The organism is Bradyrhizobium viridifuturi (assembly GCF_001238275.1).
Lineage (GTDB): Bacteria > Pseudomonadota > Alphaproteobacteria > Rhizobiales > Xanthobacteraceae > Bradyrhizobium > Bradyrhizobium viridifuturi.
In genome coordinates this window covers 17,081-39,210 of record NZ_LGTB01000048.1, presented here as the reverse complement: position 1 = coordinate 39,210, position 22,130 = coordinate 17,081, and the positions used below count along the sequence as shown (strand labels likewise).

Genomic DNA, 22,130 nt, shown 5'->3' with positions numbered 1-22,130 from the left:
CTCAAAGCTGACCGGCAGCCTATAGGCAGGATATCCAATGCGGCCGCCTCGCAGTGCAGCAAGTCTAGGGCGCCTTCTCTGCTTTCGTACCCGAGCTGGTTTCAAGCACCGGAAGCGGAATCTTGCCGAGTTCGATGATCGCCTTGTTGCGGCTGAACAGCTTCAGCTTGCGCAGGATCTCGGTGACATGCGCCTTGACAGTGGATTCCGCTAGCTTGAGTTCGGAGGCGATCTCGCGGTTCTGCAGGCCACGGATGATCAAGTGCAGCACGCGGATCTGCTGCGGCGTCAGCTTCTGGATGCGCTCGCGCAGCGTTCGCGCCGTCTCGGACTGGTCCAGCGCGCCGACCGCGACGAAATCGCGCGGCGCCGAGACCGATCCGCTCAGCACGCGCGCGATCGCCTGCGAGAGTTCGCCGAGCGAGGTCGATTTCGGCAGATAGCCGACCGCGCCCATTTCCAGCGCCTCGCGGATGGTGTGCTTGTCTTCTTCACTGGAGACGATGGCGATCGGCAGCCGCGGATAGCGATCCCTGAGCTTCTGGAAGCCGGAGAAGCCCACGACGTCGGGCAGCAACAGATCGAGCAGCGCCAGATCGATGTTCGGCTCGCTCGCGAGGATGCCGAGCGCCCCCTTGATCGAGGTCGCCTCATAGATTCGGGCATCGGGATGCGAGATGCGGATGGCATTGCCAAGCGCCTCCCCGAACAGGGGGTGATCGTCGATGATCAGGAACCCCATCATGAGGACCCTCGCACTGCTGTTCGTCTAGTTCGACCCGCCGGTATCCTGCACGCTCTGCAGATAGGCATATACGTTTCTGAGCTCGTCGTCGCTGAAGACGTCCTTCCAGGCCGGCATGCCCTTGGCTGGCCGCCCGTCGTGGACCGTCTTCCAGAATGTCGATTCCATGTCGTCAGCATAGCGCTTCTTGAGCAGCCTGAGGTCGATCTTTCGTTCGGCCTGCACCGCGTCCGGACCGTGGCAATGGGCGCAGGTACCATTGAACACCTCCCGCCCCGCTTTGGCATCTGCTGTGGCGTCCCCTTTTGCGTCCCCTGAAGTCGCGGCGGTCTGAACCGGCTTGTCGGCTGCGGCCGTCTGCCCGACCGTGACCGGCTCGGTCGCGCCGACGGACGACGTGGTTGCCTGGTCTGCCCGGCCGAACTTCACCGCGGCGCCGTTCGGCACGCCATATTTGGCGAACAGCGCGGAAATATCCCCCTGCAGCGAGGGCAGGACGCCGTCGACTTCATTGCGCAAGGCGCCCGACGTCTTGGCGAAACCGATCGCAGTCGCCCAGAGCAGGCCGTCGCCCTCGGTCGAGACGATCTGGTACTTGTCACCGTAGCTGGTCTTGTTGAGCCAACCGGCCACCGGCGCCCAGATGAAGGCGACATCGACCTTGCCCTGATCGAGAGCTGTCATGCCCTCCTCGGGGCTGAGCACGGTCATCTTCTGGATATCGTCGCGCAGCGCCAGCACGTTCTGCGGCGTCGACTGATACTGCACCGCAACCCGCAATCCCCTGAGGTCATCGATGCCGCCAAGCTTGCGATCCCTGGCGCCGACCAGCGCGTAGCCTTCATGGGCGATCGGCTTCGAGAAGATCACCGCCGGGCCCATGAAATCGTCGATCAAGGGCAGCCCGACCATGGCGTCGCACTGCTTGCTGAGCAGCGTCTCCCGCACGGTGCGCTTGCCGAAATAGGACTTGTACCAATTATAGCTCACCGTGCGGCCGAGCTTTTGCGCGACTGCCTGGCCGATCTCGAGATAGAGACCGGGCTTGCCCGGCTCATCGCTCGAGAACGGCAGGTTGGTCGGATCGGCGCAGAGCCGCAGCGGCGGTTTTGCTTCGTCCGCGCCGGCCGCGAAGGCCGGCGCGAGCAGTGTGGCGGACAGCAGCACGGTCCGGATCGCCTTACCCAACTGCACGCTGCGCGCCGGGTTGGGTACTTCATTGCACTTGATGGACACGGACAATGCTGCCTCCATGACGCGACGGTTACTGCAGGGCGAACACGAACAGCGAGCCGCCTTCCGGCGCCGCGGCGACCATCTTCTTGCCGATGTCACCGAGGAAGGCCGGCAGCGCCGCGGTACGTCCGACCACGATCGCGACATACTGCTTGCCGTCGACCGAATAGGTCACCGGACCGGCACCGATGCCGCTGCCGAGGTTCTTGCTCCACAGCACCTTGCCGTTCTTGGCATCGATGGCGCGGAAGTCACCGTGCAGATTGCCTGAGAACACCAGGTTGCCGCCGGTCGTCAGCGTGCCGCCGTTGAAGGGCAGGTCTTCCTTGATGCTCCACACCTTCTTGTTGGCCACGGGATCCCAGGCCACGAGTTCGCCGAGGAAGCCGCCGGGGCCGGGCTTGGTCGGGAATTCGGCGCCGAGATAGAACACGCCGCGCTTGTAGTTCACGTCGGAGACCGACCAGTCCATGCAGACATTGTTGCTCGGGATGTAGACGAGGCCGGTCCCAGGGTTGAACGACATCGGCTGCCAGTTCTTGCCGCCGATCAGGTTCGGGCAGATATCCTTGGCGGGATGGCCCGGGCCGGGACGTTTGTCCGGATCCTCTTCCGCCCGCATCGTGTTGATGTCCCACTTCTTGGCCCAGTTGGCGAACACGTATTTCTCGGCCGAGATCACCTTGCCGGTCTCGCGGTTGGCCACGAAGAAGAAGCCGTTGCGGTCCGCCTTCATCAGGACCGGCGTCTCGGCGCCCTTGATCTTCAGGTCGGCGAGCAGCAGCTCGTTGACGCCGTCATAATCCCAGGCGTCGGCCGGCGTGCCCTGGATGTGCCACTTGATCTTGCCGGTGTTGGGATCGATCGCCAGCGTCGAGGCGGTGTAGAGGTTGGTCAGCTTGCCGAAATTGCCGTCGCCGGTGGAGCGCACCGCGGTATTCCACGGTCCCGGATTGCTGGTGCCCCAGTAGACGGTGTCGGACTTGGCGTCATAGGAGCCGACCAGCCAGGCGGCGCCGCCGCCATGCAGCCCGGTATCGCCCTTCCAGGTGTCGCTGCCGGGCTCGCCCGGCGCCGGCACCGTGAAGGTCTGCCAGAGCAGCTTGCCGTCCTTGAGCGAGAACGCCTGCAGCGAGCCGCGGACGCCGTATTCGCCGCCGCCGAAGCCGGTGATGACCTTGTCGCGGACGACGAGCGGCGGCGAGGTGATGACCGAGCCCTGCTTGTAGTCGACGACGGTCGAGGTCCAGAGCTCCTTGCCGGTCTCGGCATCGAGCGCGGTGAGCTTGCCGTCGAGCCGGCCGACGAAGATCTTGCCGTCGGCATAGGACACGCCGCGGCTGTTGACGTCGCAGCAGGCGTATTGAAGCACGTCATCCGGAATGTCGGGCTGCCAGGTCCATTTGCGCGCGCCGGTCGCGGCGTCGATCGCATAGACGTATTTCGGCCCCCACGAGGTCGACACATAGAGGTTCTTGCCGATCACGACCGGCGAAGCCTCGTTGGAGCGCAGCGAAGCCAGCGACATCGAGTAGACGAGCTGCAGCTTGCCGGCGTTCTCTGAATTGATCTGCTTCAGCGGGCTGAAGCGCGTGTTGCCGTAGTCGTGGCCGGCGATCGCCCATCCGTTCGGATCAGATGCCGCCTTTGTGACGGAGTCATTCGCTTTCGACGCAGTAATACCCGCCATCACCATGGCGACCAGCGACACGCCGGCAAAGAAAATCCCGCTCCTCAGCTTCATTGGCTTCCTCCAATATGGTTTCGTTGCCGCGATGGATGCATCGCGCGCGCGTCTCTCTACCCAAATGCATGGATCAGCGATCTTGTGTCGCTACATCGACGATGAAAATGCCAGCAACGCCTCCGCGTCGTTATAGGCGGAAGGTAGTAGCAATCGCGGCCGCGATTTTGACGTGCCGCAAGCAGCATCCATCTGCCGAAAATCGCTTGCGCCGCAGCGCATTTTCGTCACGCCGGAGGGCGCCGCCGGCCGCTTGCAAATTGCCCATTGAACGGCCGCCTGCTAGGATCACAGGCACAGCCCGGAGCCTTCATGACAGGGCCGTAACTACGACTTTGATCGCGGTTACGACCCATAAGAAGCGTGGTCTACTGGGCCCATAACGAAGCTATTGGGAGAAACGCGTGTCTACAGTCAAACTGACGGTAAACGGCAAGGCGGTCTCGGTCGACGTCGAGGACCGAACCCTCCTCGTGCACCTGTTGCGCGAAAACCTGAACCTCACCGGCACCCATGTCGGCTGCGATACCAGCCAGTGCGGCGCCTGCGTCGTCCATGTCGATGGACGGGCGGTCAAATCCTGCACCATGCTGGCCGGCCAGGCGGCGGGCTCCAACGTCACCACCATCGAAGGCCTCGCCAAGGGCGACGAGCTGCACCCGATGCAGGCGGCGTTCCGCGACAATCATGGCCTGCAGTGCGGCTATTGCACCCCCGGCATGATCATGTCCGCGGTCGATATCGTGCATCGCCATGGCGGCAAGCTCGACGAGGAAACGGTTCGTCACGAGCTCGAAGGCAACATCTGCCGCTGCACCGGCTACCACAACATCGTCAAGGCGGTGCTCGACGCTGCCGGCCGCATGAAGGTGGCGCAGGCCGCCGAATAGCGCGCCCCGCTCCGCACGCGATCAAGCTCATCACCGCCGGTCTCGATGGAAACGGCGGCAAATCGAATCTCCGGTCGGGAGGACTAGACCATGGGTGTTGAAGGAATTGGCGCACGCGTCGTGCGCAAGGAAGATCGCCGGTTCATCACCGGACAAGGACGTTACGTCGACGACGTCAAAATGGTCGGCATGAGTTACGCTCACTTCATCCGCAGCCCGCATGCCCATGCCAAGGTCAAGGGCATCAACTCGGCCGAGGCCATGAAGATGCCCGGCGTGATCGCGGTGCTGACCGGTCAACAGATCGTCGACGACAAGGTCGGCAATCTGATCTGCGGCTGGGCAATCACCTCGAAGGATGGTTCGCCGATGAAGATGGGCGCGTGGCCGGCGATGGCGCCGGAGACCGTGCGCTTCGTCGGACAGGCGGTTGCGGTGGTGATCGCCGAGACCAAGAACCAGGCCAAGGACGCGGCGGAAGCCGTCGTCATTGACTACGAGGAGCTTCCCGCGGCGGCCGACATCAAGGCCGCGATCAAGCCCGGCGCGCCGCAGCTGCACCCCGAGGCCCCCGGCAACATCGTCTATGACTGGCATCTCGGCGACGAAGCCGCGGTCAAGGATGCGTTCAGCAAGGCGGCCAATGTGGTGACGCTGGACCTCACCAACAACCGCCTGGTGCCGAATGCGATGGAGCCGCGCGCCGCGGTCGCGCATTACGACCAGGCCGAAGAGCACTACACGCTCTACACGACCTCGCAGAATCCGCACGTCGCCCGCCTCGTGCTGTCGGCGTTCTACAACATCGCGCCCGAGCACAAGCTGCGCGTGATCGCGCCCGACGTCGGCGGCGGCTTCGGCTCCAAGATCTACATCTATCCGGAAGAGATGGTGGCGCTGTGGGCCTCCAAGAAGGTGGGTCGTCCGGTGAAGTGGACCGGTGACCGTTCGGAGGCCTTCCTCACCGACGCGCATGGCCGCGACCATGTCTCGAAGGCGGAGATGGCGTTCGACAAGGACAACAAGATCCTTGGCTTGCGGGTGAAGACCCACGCCAATTTCGGCGCCTATATGTCGCTGTTCTCCTCGGCGGTGCCGACCTATCTCTACGCGACGCTGCTGTCGGGCCAGTACGTGATCCCGGCGATCTACGCGAGGTGATCGGCGTCTACACCAATACGACGCCGGTCGACGCCTATCGCGGCGCCGGCCGTCCCGAGGCGAGCTATCTGATCGAGCGCATGATGGAGACGGCGGCGCGGCAGTTGAAGGTCGATCCGGCCGAGCTGCGCAAGAAGAACTTCATCACCGCGTTCCCGTATCAGACGCCGGTCATCATGGCGTATGACATCGGCGACTTCCACGCCTCGATCGACGCCGCGATGAAAGCGATCGACTATGCCGGCTTCCCGGCGCGCAAGGCCAAGGCGAAAGCCAGTGGCAAGCTGCGCGGCATCGGCGTCTCCTGCTACATCGAGGCCTGCGGCATCGCGCCGTCGAAGGCGGTCGGCAGCCTCGGCGCCGGCGTCGGCCTGTGGGAATCGGCTGAGATCCGCGTCAACCCGGTCGGTACCATCGAGGTGCTCACCGGCTCGCACAGCCACGGCCAGGGCCACGAGACGACGTTCTGCCAGATCATCGCAGAACGGCTCGGCGTGCCGATCAGCCAGGTCTCGATCGTCCATGGCGATACCGACAAGGTGCAGTTCGGCATGGGCACCTACGGGTCGCGCTCGCTTGCGGTTGGCGGTACGGCGATCGTGAAGGCGATGGAGAAGGTCGAGGCCAAGGCCAAGAAGATCGCGGCACATGCGCTCGAGGCATCCGAGAGCGACATCGTGATCGAGAATGGCGAGTTCAAGGTCACCGGCACCGATAAGTCGATCGCGCTGCCGATGGTCGCGCTCGCCGCCTACACCGCGCACAACCTGCCCGACGGCATGGAGCCGGGTCTGAAGGAGACGGCGTTCTACGACCCGACCAACTTCACCTTCCCGGCCGGCGCCTATATCTGCGAGCTCGAGGTCGATCCCGGCACCGGCAAGACTTCCTTCGTCAACTTCGTGGCGGCGGACGATTTCGGCCGGCTGATCAACCCGATGATCGTCGAAGGCCAGGTCCATGGCGGCCTTGCCCAGGGCATCGGCCAGGCGCTGCTCGAAGGTGCCGTCTATGACGACACCGGCCAGCTCGTGACCGCGTCGTTCATGGATTACACCATGCCGCGCGCCGACGACCTGCCGTCGTTCCAGCTCTCCCACACCACGACGCTGTGTCCGGGCAATCCGCTCGGCGTCAAGGGCTGCGGTGAAGCCGGCGCGATCGGCGCCTCTGCTGCCGTGATCAACGCGATCACGGACGCCATCGGCAACAACAAGCTGGAAATGCCGGCGACGCCCGATCGCGTCTGGCACGCCATTCACGGTTGAGGGAGGATACGATGTACGAGACGACTTATCACCGCGCATCCTCGATCGACGATGCCGTGGCGCAGTTCGCCAAGGGCACGGACTCCAAGTTCCTGTCCGGCGGACAGACCTTGCTCCCCGTGATGAAGCAGCGGCTTGCTGCACCATCCGACGTGATCGACGTCGCCAAGATCAAGGACATGATCGGCATCGACGTGTCCGGCGACACCGTCACCATCAAGGCCGCGACGACGCATTACGACGTCGCGCAAAGCGAGGCCGTGCAGAAGGCGATCCCGGCGCTCGCCCATCTGGCGTCGATGATCGGCGATCCCGCCGTGCGTCATCGCGGCACGATCGGCGGCTCGCTCGCCAACAACGACCCGGCGGCGGACTATCCGGCGGCGGTGCTGGCGCTCGGCGCCGTGGTCAAGACCAACAAGCGGTCGATCCCGGCGGAGGACTTCTTCAAGGGCCTGTTCACGACGGCACTCGAGGATGGCGAGATGATCACCGCCGTGTCGTTCCCGGTCCCCGCCAAGGCCGGCTATGCCAAGATGCGGCACCCGGCCTCGCGTTTCGCGCTGACCGGCGTGTTCGTCGCCAAGACCAAGGCGGGCGACGTCCGCGTCGCCGCCACCGGCGCCTCGCAGAGCGGCGTGATGCGGGTGGCGCCGATCGAACAGGCGCTCAAGGCGAACTGGGCCGCGTCGGCGCTCGACAGCGTCACGATCCCGGCGAGCGGCCTGCTCGCCGACATCCACGGCTCGGCGGATTACCGCGCCAACCTCGTGAAGGTGATGGGACAGCGGGCGGTGACCGCCGCCGGCTAGCCGCTATCCCTCCTGAACCTATGCAGACGGCGCGCAGCGATGCGCGCCGTTCGCGTTTTGCTGGCATTCCAGCCGAAAAGGCTTGCCACATCCCCCATAAGGCGAGAGAATTTAGCTAATCAGCTAATTAAAAATACCGTCAGACGGACGGTCGCGGGGAGTGGACTCATGACGTTCGGCAGCACCAATCGCCACGGCACCCAATCGCCTGACCGCGCCCTTGGCGGCAGCGCGCCCGCCTGACGCCGGACGCACCGGCTCTCTGCGGACAAGACCCTTCGACTACCCCTTCACAGCAACAACGGAACCATCACGTGCTCGACAAGCCCGCCTCCCAAACCGCCGCTCGCACCTCGGGCCCGCTCACAGGCTTCCGCATCGTCGAATTCGCCGGCATCGGTCCCGGTCCGTTCGCCTGCATGCTGCTCGCCGACATGGGCGCCGAGGTCATCACGCTGGACCGGGTCGGCGCGGGCAAGAATTTGAAGGCAGTGGCAACCCGCGGCCGCAAGGTCATCGAGCTCGATCTCAAGAACAAGGCGGCCATTGCCGAAGTACTCGACCTGCTCAGCCATGCCGATGCACTGATCGAAGGCTTTCGTCCCGGCGTGATGGAGCGCCTCGGCCTCGGCCCTGATGTCGTGCTCGCGCGCAATCCGAAGCTGGTCTATGGCCGCATGACCGGCTGGGGCCAGGAAGGCCCGCTGGCCAACGCCGCCGGCCACGACATCAACTACATCTCGATCACCGGCGCACTCGCTGCGATCGGCACCAAGGAGAAGCCGGTGCCGCCACTCAATCTGGTCGGCGATTTCGGCGGCGGCGCGCTCTACCTCGTGGTCGGCGTGCTCGCGGCGCTGCTGGAAGCGCAGAAGTCCGGCAAGGGCCAGGTGGTCGATACCGCGATGTGCGACGGCGCGGCTTCGCTGATGTCGATGTTCTACGACATGGCCGCGCAGGGCCGCTGGAGCGGCGGCCGCGACCAGAATTTCCTGGACGGCGGCGCGCATTTCTACGGCGTCTACGAATGCTCTTGCGGCAACTTCATCTCGATCGGCTCGATCGAGCCGCAGTTCTACGCACTGCTGCGCAAGCATGCCGACCTGACCGACGCCGACTTCGACGCCCAGATGGACCGCAAGGCCTGGCCGGCGCTGAAGGCGAAGCTGGAAAAGGTGTTCAAGAGCAAGTCGCGCGCCGACTGGTGCAAGATCATGGAAGGCACCGACATCTGCTTCGCGCCGATCCTCACCATGGAGGAAGCGCCCAAACATCCGCACATGGCGGCCCGCCAGGTGTTCGTCGAACGCCACGGCGTCACCCAGCCCGCGCCTGCACCGCGCTTCTCGCGCACGCCGTCCGCCATCCGTGAGCCGGAATTGGCGAGCATTGGCGATGTGACGACCGAGTGGAAAGCGACGAAATAGATCGCGCTGTCGTCCCGGCGAAAGCCGGGACCCATAACCCCGGAACGTCGGTGTAGCGCACCATTATTCCGCGGGACTGCCACCCGGCAAACTCGATAGATTCCGCGGTATGGGTCCCGGCTTTCGCAGGGACGACACCTTGCTTTGCGCTGGCCTGGCTCTACGACACGCTTACGCGGCGTGGTCGACCTTGAGCACGCCGCGACGGATCTGGTCTTCCTCGATCGATTCGAACAGCGCCTTGAAGTTGCCTTCGCCGAAGCCGTCGTCGCCCTTGCGCTGGATGAATTCGAAGAAGATCGGGCCGATCGCGTTCGCCGAGAAGATCTGCAGCAGCACCTTGGTCTGGCCGCCGTCGACAACGCCCTCGCCGTCGATCAGAATGCCATTCGTCTGAAGCCGCGCAACGTCTTCACCGTGCTTCGGCAGGCGGGCATCGATCCGCTCGAAATAGGTGTCGGGCGGCGACGGCATGAACGGCAGGCCGTCCGCGCGCAGCCTCTCGACCGTCGCGTGGATATCGCGCGCGCCGCAGGCGATGTGCTGGATGCCCTCGCCGTGATAGACGTTGAGATATTCCTCGATCTGCCCGGAATCGCCGGCATCCTCGTTGATCGGAATCCGGATCTTCCCGTCCGGACTGGTCAGCGCGCGGGAGAACAGGCCAGATGCGCGGCCCTCGATGTCGAAGAAGCGGATCTGGCGGAAGTTGAACAGTTTTTCGTAGAAGCCAGTCCAGACATCCATGCGGCCGCGATGCACGTTGTGGGTGAGATGATCGATGTAATAGAGGCCCGAGCCCGCCGGGCGCGGGTTGGCGGCGCCCAACCACTCGAACTCGGCATCATAGGCCGAGCCCTTGGCGCCGTAGCGGTCGACGAAATAGAGCAGGCTGCCGCCGATGCCCTTGATCGCGGGCACATCGAGCGTCTTCGCGGCGGACGACACATCCGCCGGCTCCGCGCCGAGCGCGATCGCGCGCTCATAAGCGTGCTTGGCATCAACCACACGGAACGCCATCGACGGCGCGCACGGGCCGTGCGCGGCGACGAAGTTGAAGCCGTGGGTGCCAGGCTGCTCGTTGACGAGATAATTGATGTCGCCCTGGCGATAGACCGTGATCGCCTTGGTCCGGTGCCGGGCGACCGCGACAAACCCCATCAGCTTGAACAAAGCGTGCAGCTCAGCCGGATTGGGGTGGGCATATTCGACGAACTCGAAGCCGTCGGTGCCCATCGGATTGTCGGTGCTGATTTCGGCCGGCGGCGCATCGTGCGGAAACGGACCCATAGCGGTAACTCCCTGATTTGTCTCAAGATCATTTTCCGTCACCTGCTGCGCAACGTGCGTGCAAATTGAGGCTCGTTTCGCTATTATTACGCATGACTCGTGCACAGAATGGACATTTTATGCATGCCGGAAGTCGACGCCTTCGACCTCAAAATGCTCGCCGCCCTGCAGGATGACGGCCGGCTGACCAACCAGCAGCTGGCCGACCTCGTCGGGCTATCGGCCTCGCAATGCTCGCGGCGGCGGATGCGGCTGGAGGAGGAGAAGGTGATCGCGGGCTATCACGCCGACCTCGCCGGCGAGGCGCTCGGCTTCGGCCTGATCGCCTTCATCCACATCACGCTGGCGACCCATTCGCCCGACAACGCCAAGCGGTTTCGCGAGCTGGTCAACCGGGTCGACGACATCCAGGAGGCCTACGCGCTGACCGGCGACGCCGACTACGTGCTCAAGGTGATGCTGCGCGACCTCAAGAGCCTGTCCGACATCGTCAACAACGTGCTGATGCCGCACCAGAGCGTGGCGCATGTGCGCTCATCGATCGTGCTCGACCGCCTGAAGGAAAGCACCAGGCTGCCGCTGAAATCTCTCCAGGCGTGATGGCTCAAATCGAGGGAATTCCGTCATTCGCTTCGGTGGCACGACCTGCGATCATTCCGCCAGCATCCAGTTAGAGAGACGACCATGGCGCTGCAGCTGCGACCGAACTGCGAATATTGCGACAAGGACCTGCCACCGAGCGCGCTCGACGCGCGGATCTGCTCCTATGAATGCACGTTCTGTGCGGATTGCGTCGAGACCAAGCTCGGCAATGTCTGCCCGAACTGCGGCGGCGGTTTTGCGCCACGTCCGATCCGCCCGGCCAAGCCGTGGCGGGCGGGAGTCTGCACCGTGAATCAGCCGCCGTCGGACAAGCGGGTGCACCTGAAATACAGCCGCGAGGACTGCGCGGCACATACCGCGCGCTTACGGGATATCAGGCCGGAAGATCGGTAATTCGGTTAGCCCGTCATTCCGGGATGGTCCGAACGACCAGACCCGGAATCTCGAGATTCCGGGTTCGATGCTCCGCATCGCCCCGGAATGAGACGTAGCTACTCCGCCGCGACGATCGTACCCTCGACTTCACCGAACCCGACGCGGTAGCCGTCGCCCTGGCACCAGCCGCGCATGACAAGCGAATCGCCGTCTTCGAGGAATGAACGCTTGACGCCGCCGGCAAGCTCGACCGGCTCGGTGCCGTTCCAGCTGATCTCCAGGAGACTGCCGCGCTGGTGCTTCTCGGGGCCGGAGATCGTGCCGCTGCCGAGCAGATCGCCGACATTCATCGCGCAGCCGCTGGAGGCGTGGTGCACGAGCTGCTGCACCGACGACCAGTACATGTACTTGAAGCTGGTGCTGCAGATGGTCTTCGCCTCGTTCATCGCACCGGCACGCAAGCTCACGTCGAGCGCGAGATCGTAATTGTTCGGCCTCGCCTGCTTCAGATAGGCCAGCGGTTCCGGCTCTTGCTTCGGGCCCTGCATCCGGAACGGCTCCAGCGCCTCGCGCGTCACCACCCACGGGCTGATCGAGGTCGCGAACGCCTTGGCCTGGAACGGGCCGAGCGGCACATACTCCCATTGCTGGATGTCGCGTGCGCTCCAATCGTTGAGGATGACGAAGCCGAAGATCATCTCCTCGGCCTGCTTCTCGGTCAGCATCTCGCCCATCGCCGATCTCTGCCCAACGACGACCCCCATCTCCAGCTCGAAGTCGAGCCGCTTGCAGGGGCCGAAGCTCGGCACCTCGGCGGTCGGCGGCTTCAATTGCCCGCGCGGCCGTTTGACCTTGGTGCCCGACACCACCACCGTCGAGGCGCGGCCGTTGTAGCCGATCGGCATGTGCAGCCAGTTCGGCTGCAGCGCATTGTCCTTGCCGCGGAACATGACGCCGACATTGGTGGCGTGCTCCTTCGACGAATAGAAATCGGTGTAGCCGGACACCGCAAACGGCATGTGCAGCCTGACGTCGGCCATCGGCACCAGCGCCCGCGCGCGCAACTCCTTGTTGTCGCGCAGCTCCGGATGATCGGCGCGCAACAGCTCGCTGATCCGCGCCCGCGTCGCCGACCACACTTTCGGCCCGAGCGCCATGAATGCGTTGAGCGACGGCTGCGAGAACACGCCGAGCGGCCCGACATCGAGCCGCGAGTCCTGCTCGAGCTCCCAGAGGTCGAGCACGTAGTCGCCGATCGCGACACCGACGCGCGGCGCCAGTCCATTCGCGGAGAACACGCCGTAGGGCAGGTTCTGGATCGGAAAGTCGGAGGTCGGGGCGACGTCGATGAAGGAGCGGAGCTTGGGGTCGTTGGGGTGCGGCATGATTTTCTCAATGCAGTAATGGTGATGCCATTTTCGCCACCCTCCCCTGGAGGGGGAGGGTCGGCTCGCATGGAGCGAAGCGAAATGCGAGAGGGGTGGGATGATCCCTCCACTCGGGGACCGCCTCAAGGGAGAGACTGTCACCCCACCCCGCCGCTCATTTCATTCGCGTCGACCCTCCCCCTCCAGGGGAGGATGAAGGGCTACGGCTTGGTCGGGTCGAACTTCTTCTCCAGTCCCTTCCAGCAATCCGAGTAATCATCCTGCAGCGTCGACGACTTCGCCGCGTGCTCGGTCACGCGCTGCGGGAAACGGGTCTCGAACATGAAGGCCATCGTGCCGATCAGCTTGACCGGCTTGAGCTCACCGTTGCTGGCATGCTCGAAGGCTTCGCGGTCGGGGCCGTGCGGCAGCATCATGTTGTGCAGCGAGATGCCGCCGGGCACGAAGCCCTGCGGCTTGGCGTCGTAGACCCCGTAGATCAGCCCCATGAACTCCGACATGATGTTCATGTGGTACCACGGCGGGCGGAAGGTGTTGTCGGCCACCATCCAGCGCTCCGGGAAGATCACGAAGTCGATATTCGCGGTGCCGGCGGTCTCCGACGGCGAGGTCAGCACCGTGAAGATCGACGGATCGGGATGATCGAAGGCGATCGCACCGACCGGCGAGAAGGTACGCAGATCGTATTTATAGGGCGCGTAATTGCCGTGCCAGGCGACCACGTCGATCGGCGAATGCGGCAGCGTGGTCTTGAACAGCGAGCCGCCCCATTTCACGAAGAGCTCGGTCGGCGTGTCCTTGTCCTCGTAGGCGGCGACCGGCGTCAGGAAGTCGCGCGAATTGGCCAGGCAGTTAGCACCGATCGGGCCGCGCTCCGGCAGCGTGAAGGCGCCGCCGTAGTTTTCGCAGAGATAGCCGCGCGCAGGTCCATTCGGAATCTCGACGCGGAACTTGACGCCGCGCGGGATCACCACGATCTCGCCGGGCTCGGCATCGATGCGGCCGAACTCGGTGACCAGGCGCAGGTTGCCCTGCTGCAGCACGAACATCATCTCGCCGTCGGCATTGTAGAAATGCTGGTCGACCATCGATTTGGTGATGAGATAGACGTGCGCCGCCATGCCGGCCTGGGTGTTCGCATCGCCCGCCGTGGTCATGGTCTGCACGCCCTGCAGGAAGGTCATGTCTTCCTTCGGGATCGGCGCGGGGTCCCAGCGCAGTTGCGCGATCGGCATGTCGTATTCGTGGCATGGCGCGGTGCGCCACAACCCGGCATCGGCCTTGGCGAAGCGGCCGGAGTGCCGCACCGACGGACGGATGCGATACAGCCAGGAGCGCTCATTGGTACCGCGCGGCGCCGTGAACGGCGAGCCGGAGAGCTGCTCGGCGTAGAGCCCGTAGGCGCAGCGCTGCGGCGAGTTGCGCCCCATCGGCAGTGCGCCGGGCAGTGCCTCGGTCTCGAAACTGTTGCCGAAGCCGGACATGTAGCCCGGGGTGACTTGCCCCGAGCTGCGCACGATCTGATCAGGCGAGGTATTGATGTTCATGTCTATCCTCCTCCTTGCAGGGCGGCCCACATTTCCTGGTCGCGCTTGTCGGTCCAGATCACGGGATCGTCGATCCCTGACGCCTCGTCATAGGCACGCGAAACGTTGAACGGCAGGCAGTGCTCGTAGATCGCGAAGCTCGAGAACTTCGGATCCATCACCTCGCGCGTCGCCGCCATCGATTCTTTCAGGCTGCGGCCCCTGGCGACCGACGATTCGGCGGCGCCATAGAGCGTGGTGACGAAATCGCGGGTCATCGCGATCGCATCGCGGCCGGTCTCGAGGCCCTTCAGCGCATCGCCGCGGCCCGGCGCGATCGCCTTCGGATTGAAGGCGCGGATCTCGTTCAAGGTCATCGGCCATTCGCGCAGATGCGCGTCGCCGCAATAGCAGGCCGAGTGATATTCGATCAGATCACCCGAGAACATCACCTCGCATCCGGCACCCAGGCGACGATGTCGCCCGAGGTATGGCCGGCGCCGAGCTGCATCAGCCGCACCTCGCGCTTGCCGAGATAGATCGACATCTCGCCCTCGAAGGTCAGCGTCGGCCAGGTCAGGCCGGGAATGCTCGCCGCATCCTGAAACAGGCGCGGGAAGCGTCCGTATTCGGAATCCCAGTCCTGCTGGCCGCGCTCATGGATCAGGCGATAGGTCTCCTGCGAGGCCACGATGCCCTGCGCGTGATAGGCCGAGGCGCCGAGCACGCGCACCGCGTGATAATGCGACAGCACGACATATTTGATCGGCTTGTCGGTGACGGTCTTGACCCGCTCGATCACCTTGTTGGCCATCGCCGGCGTTGCCTGCGCGTCGAACACCAGGCAGCCATCGTCCCCGACGATCACCGCGGTGTTGGGATCGCCCTCGGCGGTAAAGGCATAGAGATCAGTGCCGATCTCGGAGAAGGTGACCTTCTTCTCCCCGAGATCCGTGGTCGATGCGAAACCTTTGGCCATCAGTTCAATCCTGTTCGTTTGATCGGTGCTATTGTTGTTGCTGTTGCTGCTGCTGGCTCGCGTCCGGCATCCGCCGCTTCGCCAGTGCGATCGCCTCGCGCAGCACGTCGAGATCGCCGATATGGTTGGCGAGCACCAGAACCAGCGCGGCATCGAGATCGGCGCTCTGCGCGTCGGTGAGGCCGCGATGCGCCTCAACGATGGCGCGGAAGGCGTCATCGGGCTTTGCGAAGTTCGAACTGGTCGACAGCGCCATCAGCTACACCTCAATTCAGGCCGGATGCGCGCGCCAGCGCCGCATCGAGCGCAGGCCGCGCTGCATTCCGAAAGCGCGCCGCGACATAACCATCCGGCCGCAGCAGATAGGCGGTGCCGGGCTCCGCATCGTAACGCTTGCCGGCAAGACCCTGTGCGTCGATCAGGCCGTTATCGCCACCGACCCGGATGGTGCCGACGCCCTCGGGGAGGTCGCAGCCCTTGCCGTTGCCAAACTCCAGCAGCGTGAAGCGCGTTCCCTGCTTGATGAAAACCTCGGTCAGATAGCTGGAACCGCCGCCCTGCTCCGTCACCGGTGCATCCGGCATCGAGGCGCCCGGCCGCGGGCCGCCGCGCCAATTGTCGCGATCGCCGCTCGACAGCGGCGTGTCGTAGACCGACGGCACCGACAGCCGCCCGCCATTGACCATGCGCTTGCCGAACTCGGTATCCTCGGCGAGCGACAGCACCGCCTGGCGCAGCCGCGCCTCCTGCTTCGTCACCGGCGCCATGAAGTCGGTCGAGCGCGTGGACTCGCGGATGTTCTCGTCCGCCGCCGCGCTGCGCTCGATGTGATACGTCTCCAGCAGGCCTTCCGGCGACAGCCGGCGCAGCACGCGGTCGAGCTTCCACGCCAGATTCTCGGCGTCCTCGAGCCCGGAATTGGCGCCGCGCGCGCCGAACGGCGACACCTGATGGGCGGAATCGCCGGCGAAGATCACCCGGCCGTGGACGAACCTGGCCATCCGGCGGCACTGGAACTTGTACAGCGAGATCCACTCGAACTCGAACTTGTCATGCCCCAGCATGCGCTCGATTCGCGGCCGGACATTCTCCGGCTGCTTCTCGGCGATGGGATCGGCATCCGGATTGAGCTGCAGGTCGATGCGCCAGATGTCGTCCGGCTGCTTGTGCAACAGCGCCGAGCGCCCGGCATGGAACGGCGGATCGAACCAGAACCAGCGCTCGGTCGGGAATGCCGCCGTCATCTTGACGTCGGCGATCAGGAACTGGTCCTCGAACACCTGGCCCGCGAACTCGGCGCCGACCATCTGCCGCAGCGAGGAACGGGCGCCGTCGCAGGCGACGACAAACGACGCATGCACCTGGTAGGAGCCTTCAGGCGTTGCAATGGTCAGCGCGACGCCGTCATTGCGGCTCTCCAGCGCGATCACCTTGTTGCGCCAGCGCAGATCGATCTCAGGCAGTTGCTCGACGCGGTCGACCAGGTAGGCCTCGGCATAGAACTGCTGCAGGTTGATGAAGGCGGGCCGCTTGTGGCCCTCTTCGGGAAGCAAATTGAACTGATAGAGCTGCGAGGCGCCGTGAAAAATCTTGCCGACGCTCCACACCACGCCCTTCTCGACCATGCGGTCGCCGACGCCGAGCCGATCCCAGAACTCCAGCGAGCGCTTCGAGAAGCAGATCGCGCGCGAACCCTCGCCGATCCGGTCGGCGTCGTCGAGCAGCACCACGCGCTGGCCGCGCTGCGCGAGATCGATCGCGAGCGACAGTCCGACCGGCCCGGCGCCGACCACGACGACCGGATACTCCGCCACATTGGCACCCGACCGGTCCTGGTCGGGGTGACGACGATAGCCGAACTGGGTTTTGGCCTGTGCCGAACTGGCTGATGCCATTTCTTGACCCTACTTGCGTGACCCTGGATGTTCCCTTGAGCCTTGTCCGTTCCGATTTAATCGGAACGGGGCTCTCGCTTCTTGTTTTGACGCGTTTTCTTCACGCGAACCGGTATCCACTTCGCTCGAAAACGCTCTGATGCTGCCGGCTTCTGGCTGCGTCTTGTGTGACTGGTTTACGACCAAGACCTTGCGAGCCGGCCGCGACCTTGCTAAATTAGTCTCACTTGCAACTATCTTAAACTCCCAGTCGGCCCCGCCGTCAACTCATATTGGAGGAATTTTTGGCCAGGACCTCTGCAAGCCAGCCTCCAACCCGGCCGCGCAGCGCCGTGGAAGCGGACGCGCGCGACGATGCCGCGCCGGCGAAGAAGCGCCTCGACCTGTTTCATTTCATGCCGTTCCGCCTCAACCGGGTGGCGGCCGAAGTGTCCTCGGCGCTGTCGAGCGAGTATCAGGCACGCTACGGCCTCGACATTCCCGAGTGGCGCGTGCTCGCCACGCTCGGCTTCCGCAGCGATCCCTGCAGCGCGCAATACATCGCGCATTGCACCCGCACGCATAAGTCCACCATCAGCCGCGCGGTGTCGGCGCTGATGGAGCGCGAGATCGTCGAGCGCGTCGAGAACGCCGACGACCGCCGCGAATTCCGCCTGCGGCTGACCAGGAAGGGCCAGGCGCTGTACGAGGAGCTGATCCCGCGCCTGTTGCGCAAGGAGCAGGAGATCCTGTCCTGCCTCTCGGCGCAGGAGCGCCGCGACCTCGGCCGCCTGCTCGGCAAGGTCGAGAGCAGCCTCGAGCTGGTGCAGACCAGCGAAGAGGCCGACGCGAAGGACGTGTATTAAAGCCTCAGTCTCCGCTGTCGTCCTGGCGAAAGCCAGGACCCATACTCCGCAGCCGGAGTTGTGAACGGGACTCGTCGTTGCAGCGAAGCCCAACAACGAACATTTGTGGTTATGGGTCCTGGCCTTCGCCAGGACGACGCTGGTGGCTGACTGGCGCCCCGCCCTATCTCACGTCATTCCGGGCGTGCGCTGCGCGAGCCCCGGAATGAAGGTGGAGAGGACTACGCCTTGTCGATGTGCTTCGCGATCACGGGGAAGTAATTATCCTTCGATCCCTTGTCGATCGCCTCCTGCAGCACCGCGCCGATCAGCTCGGCACCGCGGATTGTGATGCCGGCATCGGCGGCAAGCTCCAGCGCGTAGGACAGATCCTTCAGCGCATATTCGGTCGAGAAGGCGCGCTCGGGAAACACGCCGGGCACGATCGCTTTCATGCCGTGGTTGCGCAGCGCGAAGCTGTCGGCCGAGCCCTTCGACAAGGTTTCGAGCAAGAGCTTCGGATCGACGCCATTGTGCTTGGCCACCGCGACCGCCTCAGCCAGCGCATTCACGGTCTCGAACAGCACCATGTTGTTGAGGATTTTTGTCACCTGCCCGGCGCCGACATCGCCGCAATTGGTGACGTCGGTGGCGAAACAGCGGATCAAGGGCTCGATCGCGGCGTAGAGCGCGGGCACCGCGCCGACCATCACGCTGAGCGTGCCGTCCTGCGCCGCCTGCCGCGTGCGCGCAATCGGCGCATCGGCCCAGGCTGCCCCCTTGGCCTTGAGCTGCGCGGCAAAGTCGCGGGTCTGGCTCACCGAGGAGGTGCCGAGATCGACCACGATTTGGCCACTCCGCACATTCTTCAGAATGCCGTCGCCCTCGAACACCGCGCGCACATGCTTGGCGCTCGGCAGGCAGAGGAACAGCACGTCGCTATGCTTGATGACGTCGGCGACCGTTTCAGCCACCTCGGCGCCGTCGGCGCGGAGCCGTTGCAACGGTTCGGCCGCAAGGTCGAACACTACGACGCGCTTGCCGCTCTTCTTGACGAGGTTGCGGCAAATCGGCTCACCCATCACGCCGAGGCCGATGAACCCGAGAGTCCTGTATTCAGTCATATCGCTGCTTCTTCTTGACGTTTCTTGAATGTTGGAGATGCGCCGCCCGAGCGACCAGGCTATTTCGCGAACGATCGCGATGGCGCCAGATGCAGGGCGAACGCATCGACCTTGTCGCTGGCGCGCGGATAGATCTCGCTGACGATCGGATCGTGTCCGGGGATGAAGCGATCGGGATGACCGGCGAGCCGCTCGACAGTCTCCCAGCCCTGCGCCATGTCGCCGACATTGTAGACGATCGGGAACGGGCTCTTCTTGTGCAGGTTCGCATAGTAGTGCGCGGCGTCCGACGCCAACACCACCGGACCGCGCGCGGTCTCGACCCGCACCACCTGCAGGCCGTCGGAATGGCCGCCGACGCGATGCACGGTGACGCCGGGCGCGATCTCGCCATCGCCGGAATGGAAGGTGACGCGCTCGCCATAGACGTGGCGGACCATCTGCGTGACATGTTCGATGGAGAACGGATGGCGCAGCATGCCGTTGCACATGCAGCGGCCGGTCGCGTAGCTCATCTCGCGTTCCTGCAGATGGAATTTGGCGTTCGGGAAGCGATCCAGATTGCCGGCGTGGTCATAATGCAGATGGGTGACGATGACGTCACGGATGGCGTCGGCGCTGACGCCGAAGCCGGCCAGCGCATCCACCGGGTTGAGCGTCAGCTTGCGGGCCCGCGCCTTGGCTTCCTCGGCGTTGAAGCCGGTATCGACCAGGATGTCGCGGCCGTGGCCGCGGATCAGCCAGACGAAGTAGTCGAGATCCTGCGCCGTGGTGTCGTGCGGATCGGGGACCAGGAAGTTGAGGTGAGGCGTGCGCGGCGACATCGTCGCATAGCGCAGGGCGTAGATCTCGTAGGCGTTTCCCATCGGTTCGCTCTTGTTTGCAGTCTTGTTTGCAGATCTTTTTTGAATGGCTTGCCGTCCCGGACACAAAGCCATCGCCTCGCGCAAAGGTCAAACCGCGCGGGGTACGACGAGTGCATGACAGGGCGGCCGCAGCCTCTGTGAATGCAATCACATTATCGGCTCGCCGGAACCAGCACCATGCCGGGACGGCGATGGCCGCCATGACCGCATGCTGTTGCACTGCGGCCTTATGATCGTCATCGCGATAAACGACGGCGCTACAAGCCGTTGACGGAGGTTTGGCGGTGGTTTGATAATAGGTATTCGCTAGAGTAAGGTTCCCGAGGCGCAGGCTGGAAGCGGCGCCATTTCATTGGAATGCCGCGATCTGGATTTGCCGCGATTATGAAAATCCGCCTTGCCTTGCTCGCCACGCTGATTTTTTCAATCGCGTCGCCTCTCCCTTCCTTCGCCGCCGGCGACCGCTTCGCGCTGGTCATCGGCAACGCCAAATATCCCGACGCCGACGCGCCGCTGAAGGAGCCGGTCAACGACGCCCGTGACGTCGCCGACGAACTCAAACGCGACGGCTTCACCGTCGAGGTCGGCGAGAACCTGACCGGTGACGGCATGCGCCGCGCCTTCGACCGGCTCTATGGCAAGATCAAGCCGGGCTCGGTCGCGCTGATCTTCTTCTCGGGTTACGGCATCCAGTCCAACCGGCAGAGCTACATGATCCCGGTCGACGCCCAGATCTGGGCCGAGGCCGACGTCCGCCGCGACGGCTTCAGCCTCGAGACCGTGCTCGGCGAGATCAACAGCCGCGGCGCCGGGGTGAAGATCGCCCTGATCGACGCCTCCAGGCGCAACCCGTTTGAGCGCCGCTTCCGCAGCTTCTCGGCCGGGCTCGCCCCGGTCATCGCCCCCAACGGCACGCTGGTGATGTATTCGGCCGCGCTGTCGTCGGTCGTCTCCGACAATGGCAGCGACCGCAGCCTGTTCGTGCGGGAACTCCTGAAGGAGATCCGCACCCCGGACCTGATGGCGGAGGAAACGCTGAACCGCACCCGCGTCGGCGTCACCCGTGCCTCGCGGCAGGAACAGGTGCCGTGGATCTCGTCCTCGCTGGCAGAAGATTTCTCGTTCATTCCAGGCGGAGCAGCCCCTCAAAGCGGCACGCCGGGATCGCCGAATGCCGCGCCAGCGCCGAGCGCATCGCCGTCAACCGAGGTCGCGACGGCACCGCCGGTCGCGCCCCCGCCGGCACCGCCCGCGGCAACGCCGACACCAGCACCGGCGCCTCCAGCCGCAACGGCACCGACGCCGCCGCCCGCCCCGCCGAAGCCCTCCGTCGCGACAGCACCGACGCTCCGCCGCCCGCGCCGAAGCGCCGGAGATTGCGCTGCCGCCGCCTGCACCTCCGCCGCCGGTGGTGATCCAGCCCACGCCGGCGCCGAGCAATTCGCCCGTGCTCGCCGACGATCCGACAATCAAGAGCCTGAGCGAGAAACTGGACAAGAACCCTGACGATGCGGCTGCGCTGTATCGCCGCGGCCAGGTCTATGCCAGCAAGGGTGCCTATGACCTCGCGGTGAAGGACTTCACCAATTCGCTGCGGCTGAACCCGAAGGACGTCGAGGCCTACAACAACCGCTGCTGGGTCCGCACCGTGATGGGCGACCTGCAGGCGGCCCTGAAGGACTGCAACGAGGCGCTGCGGCTGCGTCCGAACTTCGTCGATGCGCTCGACAGCCGCGGCCTGATGAACCTGAAGGGCGGGCAGAACAAGAACGCCATCGCCGATTTCGACGCCGCGCTGAAGATCAACCCGCGGCTGACCTCGTCGCTGTACGGGCGCGGCCTTGCCAAGAAGCGCAACGGCGCGGTCGCGGAAGGCGATCTCGACATCGCCAACGCCAAGGCGATGGACCCCAACATCGTCAAGGAATTCGCCGACTACGGCGTGCAATGACAAATCAAACGCAGCCGGCCCGCGAC

Annotated in this window: 16 protein-coding genes and 3 pseudogenes; 8 read left to right on the top strand and 11 right to left on the bottom strand. The window is 64.5% G+C overall.

Annotated features, from left to right (window positions below; translation table 11 throughout):
* Positions 1-64: 64 nt before the first annotated feature.
* The 3 genes from ALC15_RS34315 to ALC15_RS34305 are packed head-to-tail and all read right to left on the bottom strand — an operon-like array spanning position 65 to position 3,725.
* The gene (locus ALC15_RS34315) at positions 65-745 is read right to left on the bottom strand and encodes a response regulator (RefSeq protein WP_050631114.1); all 681 of its coding nucleotides are present in this window, start codon (positions 743-745) and stop codon (positions 65-67) included.
* A 24-nt stretch (positions 746-769) separates the two neighbouring features.
* A complete protein-coding gene (locus tag ALC15_RS34310) occupies positions 770-1,981 on the bottom strand; it encodes a c-type cytochrome (protein WP_094194304.1) in 1,212 nt (403 codons plus the stop codon).
* Positions 1,982-2,009: 28 nt separating this feature from the next.
* Positions 2,010-3,725 (bottom strand): PQQ-dependent dehydrogenase, methanol/ethanol family, encoded by a 1,716-nt coding sequence (locus tag ALC15_RS34305; RefSeq protein ID WP_050631112.1) that lies wholly within the window; start codon positions 3,723-3,725, stop codon positions 2,010-2,012.
* Positions 3,726-4,129: 404 nt separating this feature from the next.
* Here ALC15_RS34305 and ALC15_RS34300 point away from each other — a divergent pair, with 404 nt between their 5' ends.
* The 4 genes and pseudogenes from ALC15_RS34300 (at position 4,130) to ALC15_RS34285 (ending at position 9,283) form a co-directional block, all read left to right on the top strand.
* On the top strand, positions 4,130-4,615 hold the full coding sequence (locus ALC15_RS34300) for a (2Fe-2S)-binding protein (protein WP_024583646.1): 486 nt from the start codon (positions 4,130-4,132) through the stop codon (positions 4,613-4,615).
* Positions 4,616-4,705: 90 nt separating this feature from the next.
* Positions 4,706-7,044, top strand: a pseudogene (locus ALC15_RS34295) (xanthine dehydrogenase family protein molybdopterin-binding subunit).
* A gap of 11 nt (positions 7,045-7,055) precedes the next feature.
* Positions 7,056-7,856, top strand: coding sequence for an FAD binding domain-containing protein (locus tag ALC15_RS34290; protein WP_050631111.1), 801 nt, complete (start codon positions 7,056-7,058; stop codon positions 7,854-7,856).
* 314 nt (positions 7,857-8,170) lie between these two features.
* Positions 8,171-9,283, top strand: a complete 1,113-nt coding sequence (locus tag ALC15_RS34285; protein ID WP_050631110.1) for a CaiB/BaiF CoA transferase family protein — start codon at positions 8,171-8,173, stop codon at positions 9,281-9,283.
* 171 nt (positions 9,284-9,454) lie between these two features.
* Here ALC15_RS34285 and hppD read toward each other — a convergent pair whose 3' ends face one another.
* Positions 9,455-10,573, bottom strand: a complete 1,119-nt coding sequence (gene hppD / locus ALC15_RS34280) for a 4-hydroxyphenylpyruvate dioxygenase (RefSeq protein ID WP_050631109.1) — start codon at positions 10,571-10,573, stop codon at positions 9,455-9,457.
* 123 nt (positions 10,574-10,696) lie between these two features.
* On the opposite strand from hppD, the gene ALC15_RS34275 reads away from it, so the two are divergent.
* Together ALC15_RS34275 and ALC15_RS34270 are read left to right on the top strand one after the other, a co-directional pair.
* On the top strand, positions 10,697-11,173 hold the full coding sequence (locus ALC15_RS34275; protein WP_050384067.1) for an Lrp/AsnC family transcriptional regulator: 477 nt from the start codon (positions 10,697-10,699) through the stop codon (positions 11,171-11,173).
* Positions 11,174-11,257: 84 nt separating this feature from the next.
* A complete protein-coding gene (locus tag ALC15_RS34270; RefSeq protein WP_050631108.1) occupies positions 11,258-11,569 on the top strand; it encodes a DUF1272 domain-containing protein in 312 nt (103 codons plus the stop codon).
* Between the two features lie 98 nt (positions 11,570-11,667).
* Here the strand turns inward: ALC15_RS34270 and fahA are convergent, their stop codons facing one another.
* The 5 genes and pseudogenes from fahA to ALC15_RS34245 all read right to left on the bottom strand — a co-directional run bounded on the left by fahA (position 11,668) and on the right by ALC15_RS34245 (position 17,339).
* The gene (gene fahA / locus ALC15_RS34265; RefSeq protein ID WP_050631107.1) at positions 11,668-12,936 is read right to left on the bottom strand and encodes a fumarylacetoacetase; all 1,269 of its coding nucleotides are present in this window, start codon (positions 12,934-12,936) and stop codon (positions 11,668-11,670) included.
* Between the two features lie 203 nt (positions 12,937-13,139).
* Positions 13,140-14,486 carry a homogentisate 1,2-dioxygenase gene (hmgA, locus tag ALC15_RS34260; protein ID WP_050631106.1) on the bottom strand — a complete coding sequence of 449 codons (1,347 nt, stop codon included), beginning with the start codon at positions 14,484-14,486 and terminating at the stop codon, positions 13,140-13,142.
* Positions 14,487-14,488: 2 nt separating this feature from the next.
* A pseudogene (locus ALC15_RS34255) lies at positions 14,489-15,444 on the bottom strand (MBL fold metallo-hydrolase).
* A 28-nt stretch (positions 15,445-15,472) separates the two neighbouring features.
* Entirely contained in the window at positions 15,473-15,700 is a 228-nt protein-coding gene (locus ALC15_RS34250; protein WP_050631105.1) for a DUF2783 domain-containing protein, read from the bottom strand.
* A 10-nt stretch (positions 15,701-15,710) separates the two neighbouring features.
* On the bottom strand, positions 15,711-17,339 hold the full coding sequence (locus tag ALC15_RS34245) for an FAD-dependent oxidoreductase (RefSeq protein WP_050631104.1): 1,629 nt from the start codon (positions 17,337-17,339) through the stop codon (positions 15,711-15,713).
* Positions 17,340-17,623: 284 nt separating this feature from the next.
* Between ALC15_RS34245 and ALC15_RS34240 the strand changes: the two genes are divergently transcribed.
* A complete protein-coding gene (locus ALC15_RS34240) occupies positions 17,624-18,184 on the top strand; it encodes a MarR family winged helix-turn-helix transcriptional regulator (RefSeq protein WP_430649220.1) in 561 nt (186 codons plus the stop codon).
* Between the two features lie 221 nt (positions 18,185-18,405).
* On the opposite strand, the gene ALC15_RS34235 is transcribed toward ALC15_RS34240, so the two are convergent.
* Together ALC15_RS34235 and ALC15_RS34230 are read right to left on the bottom strand one after the other, a co-directional pair.
* Entirely contained in the window at positions 18,406-19,317 is a 912-nt protein-coding gene (locus tag ALC15_RS34235) for an NAD(P)-dependent oxidoreductase (protein ID WP_283806329.1), read from the bottom strand.
* Between the two features lie 29 nt (positions 19,318-19,346).
* Positions 19,347-20,153: an N-acyl homoserine lactonase family protein gene (locus ALC15_RS34230; RefSeq protein WP_050631102.1), complete on the bottom strand. Its 807-nt coding sequence runs from the start codon at positions 20,151-20,153 to the stop codon at positions 19,347-19,349.
* A gap of 384 nt (positions 20,154-20,537) precedes the next feature.
* On the opposite strand from ALC15_RS34230, the pseudogene ALC15_RS34225 reads away from it, so the two are divergent.
* A pseudogene (locus tag ALC15_RS34225) lies at positions 20,538-22,104 on the top strand (caspase family protein).
* Positions 22,105-22,130 lie beyond the last annotated feature (26 nt).

What these genes read in the sequence shown, in the direction of transcription:
- ALC15_RS34315 (WP_050631114.1), bottom strand. Translation starts at nt 745, where the DNA reads ATGATGGGGTTCCTGATCATCGACGATCACCCCCTGTTCGGGGAGGCG.
- ALC15_RS34305 (WP_050631112.1), bottom strand. Translation starts at nt 3,725, where the DNA reads ATGAAGCTGAGGAGCGGGATTTTCTTTGCCGGCGTGTCGCTGGTCGCC.
- ALC15_RS34290 (WP_050631111.1), top strand. Translation starts at nt 7,056, where the DNA reads ATGTACGAGACGACTTATCACCGCGCATCCTCGATCGACGATGCCGTG.
- hppD (WP_050631109.1), bottom strand. Translation starts at nt 10,573, where the DNA reads ATGGGTCCGTTTCCGCACGATGCGCCGCCGGCCGAAATCAGCACCGAC.
- ALC15_RS34275 (WP_050384067.1), top strand. Translation starts at nt 10,697, where the DNA reads ATGCCGGAAGTCGACGCCTTCGACCTCAAAATGCTCGCCGCCCTGCAG.
- ALC15_RS34270 (WP_050631108.1), top strand. Translation starts at nt 11,258, where the DNA reads ATGGCGCTGCAGCTGCGACCGAACTGCGAATATTGCGACAAGGACCTG.
- fahA (WP_050631107.1), bottom strand. Translation starts at nt 12,936, where the DNA reads ATGCCGCACCCCAACGACCCCAAGCTCCGCTCCTTCATCGACGTCGCC.
- hmgA (WP_050631106.1), bottom strand. Translation starts at nt 14,486, where the DNA reads ATGAACATCAATACCTCGCCTGATCAGATCGTGCGCAGCTCGGGGCAA.
- ALC15_RS34250 (WP_050631105.1), bottom strand. Translation starts at nt 15,700, where the DNA reads ATGGCGCTGTCGACCAGTTCGAACTTCGCAAAGCCCGATGACGCCTTC.
- ALC15_RS34245 (WP_050631104.1), bottom strand. Translation starts at nt 17,339, where the DNA reads ATGGCATCAGCCAGTTCGGCACAGGCCAAAACCCAGTTCGGCTATCGT.
- ALC15_RS34230 (WP_050631102.1), bottom strand. Translation starts at nt 20,153, where the DNA reads ATGGGAAACGCCTACGAGATCTACGCCCTGCGCTATGCGACGATGTCG.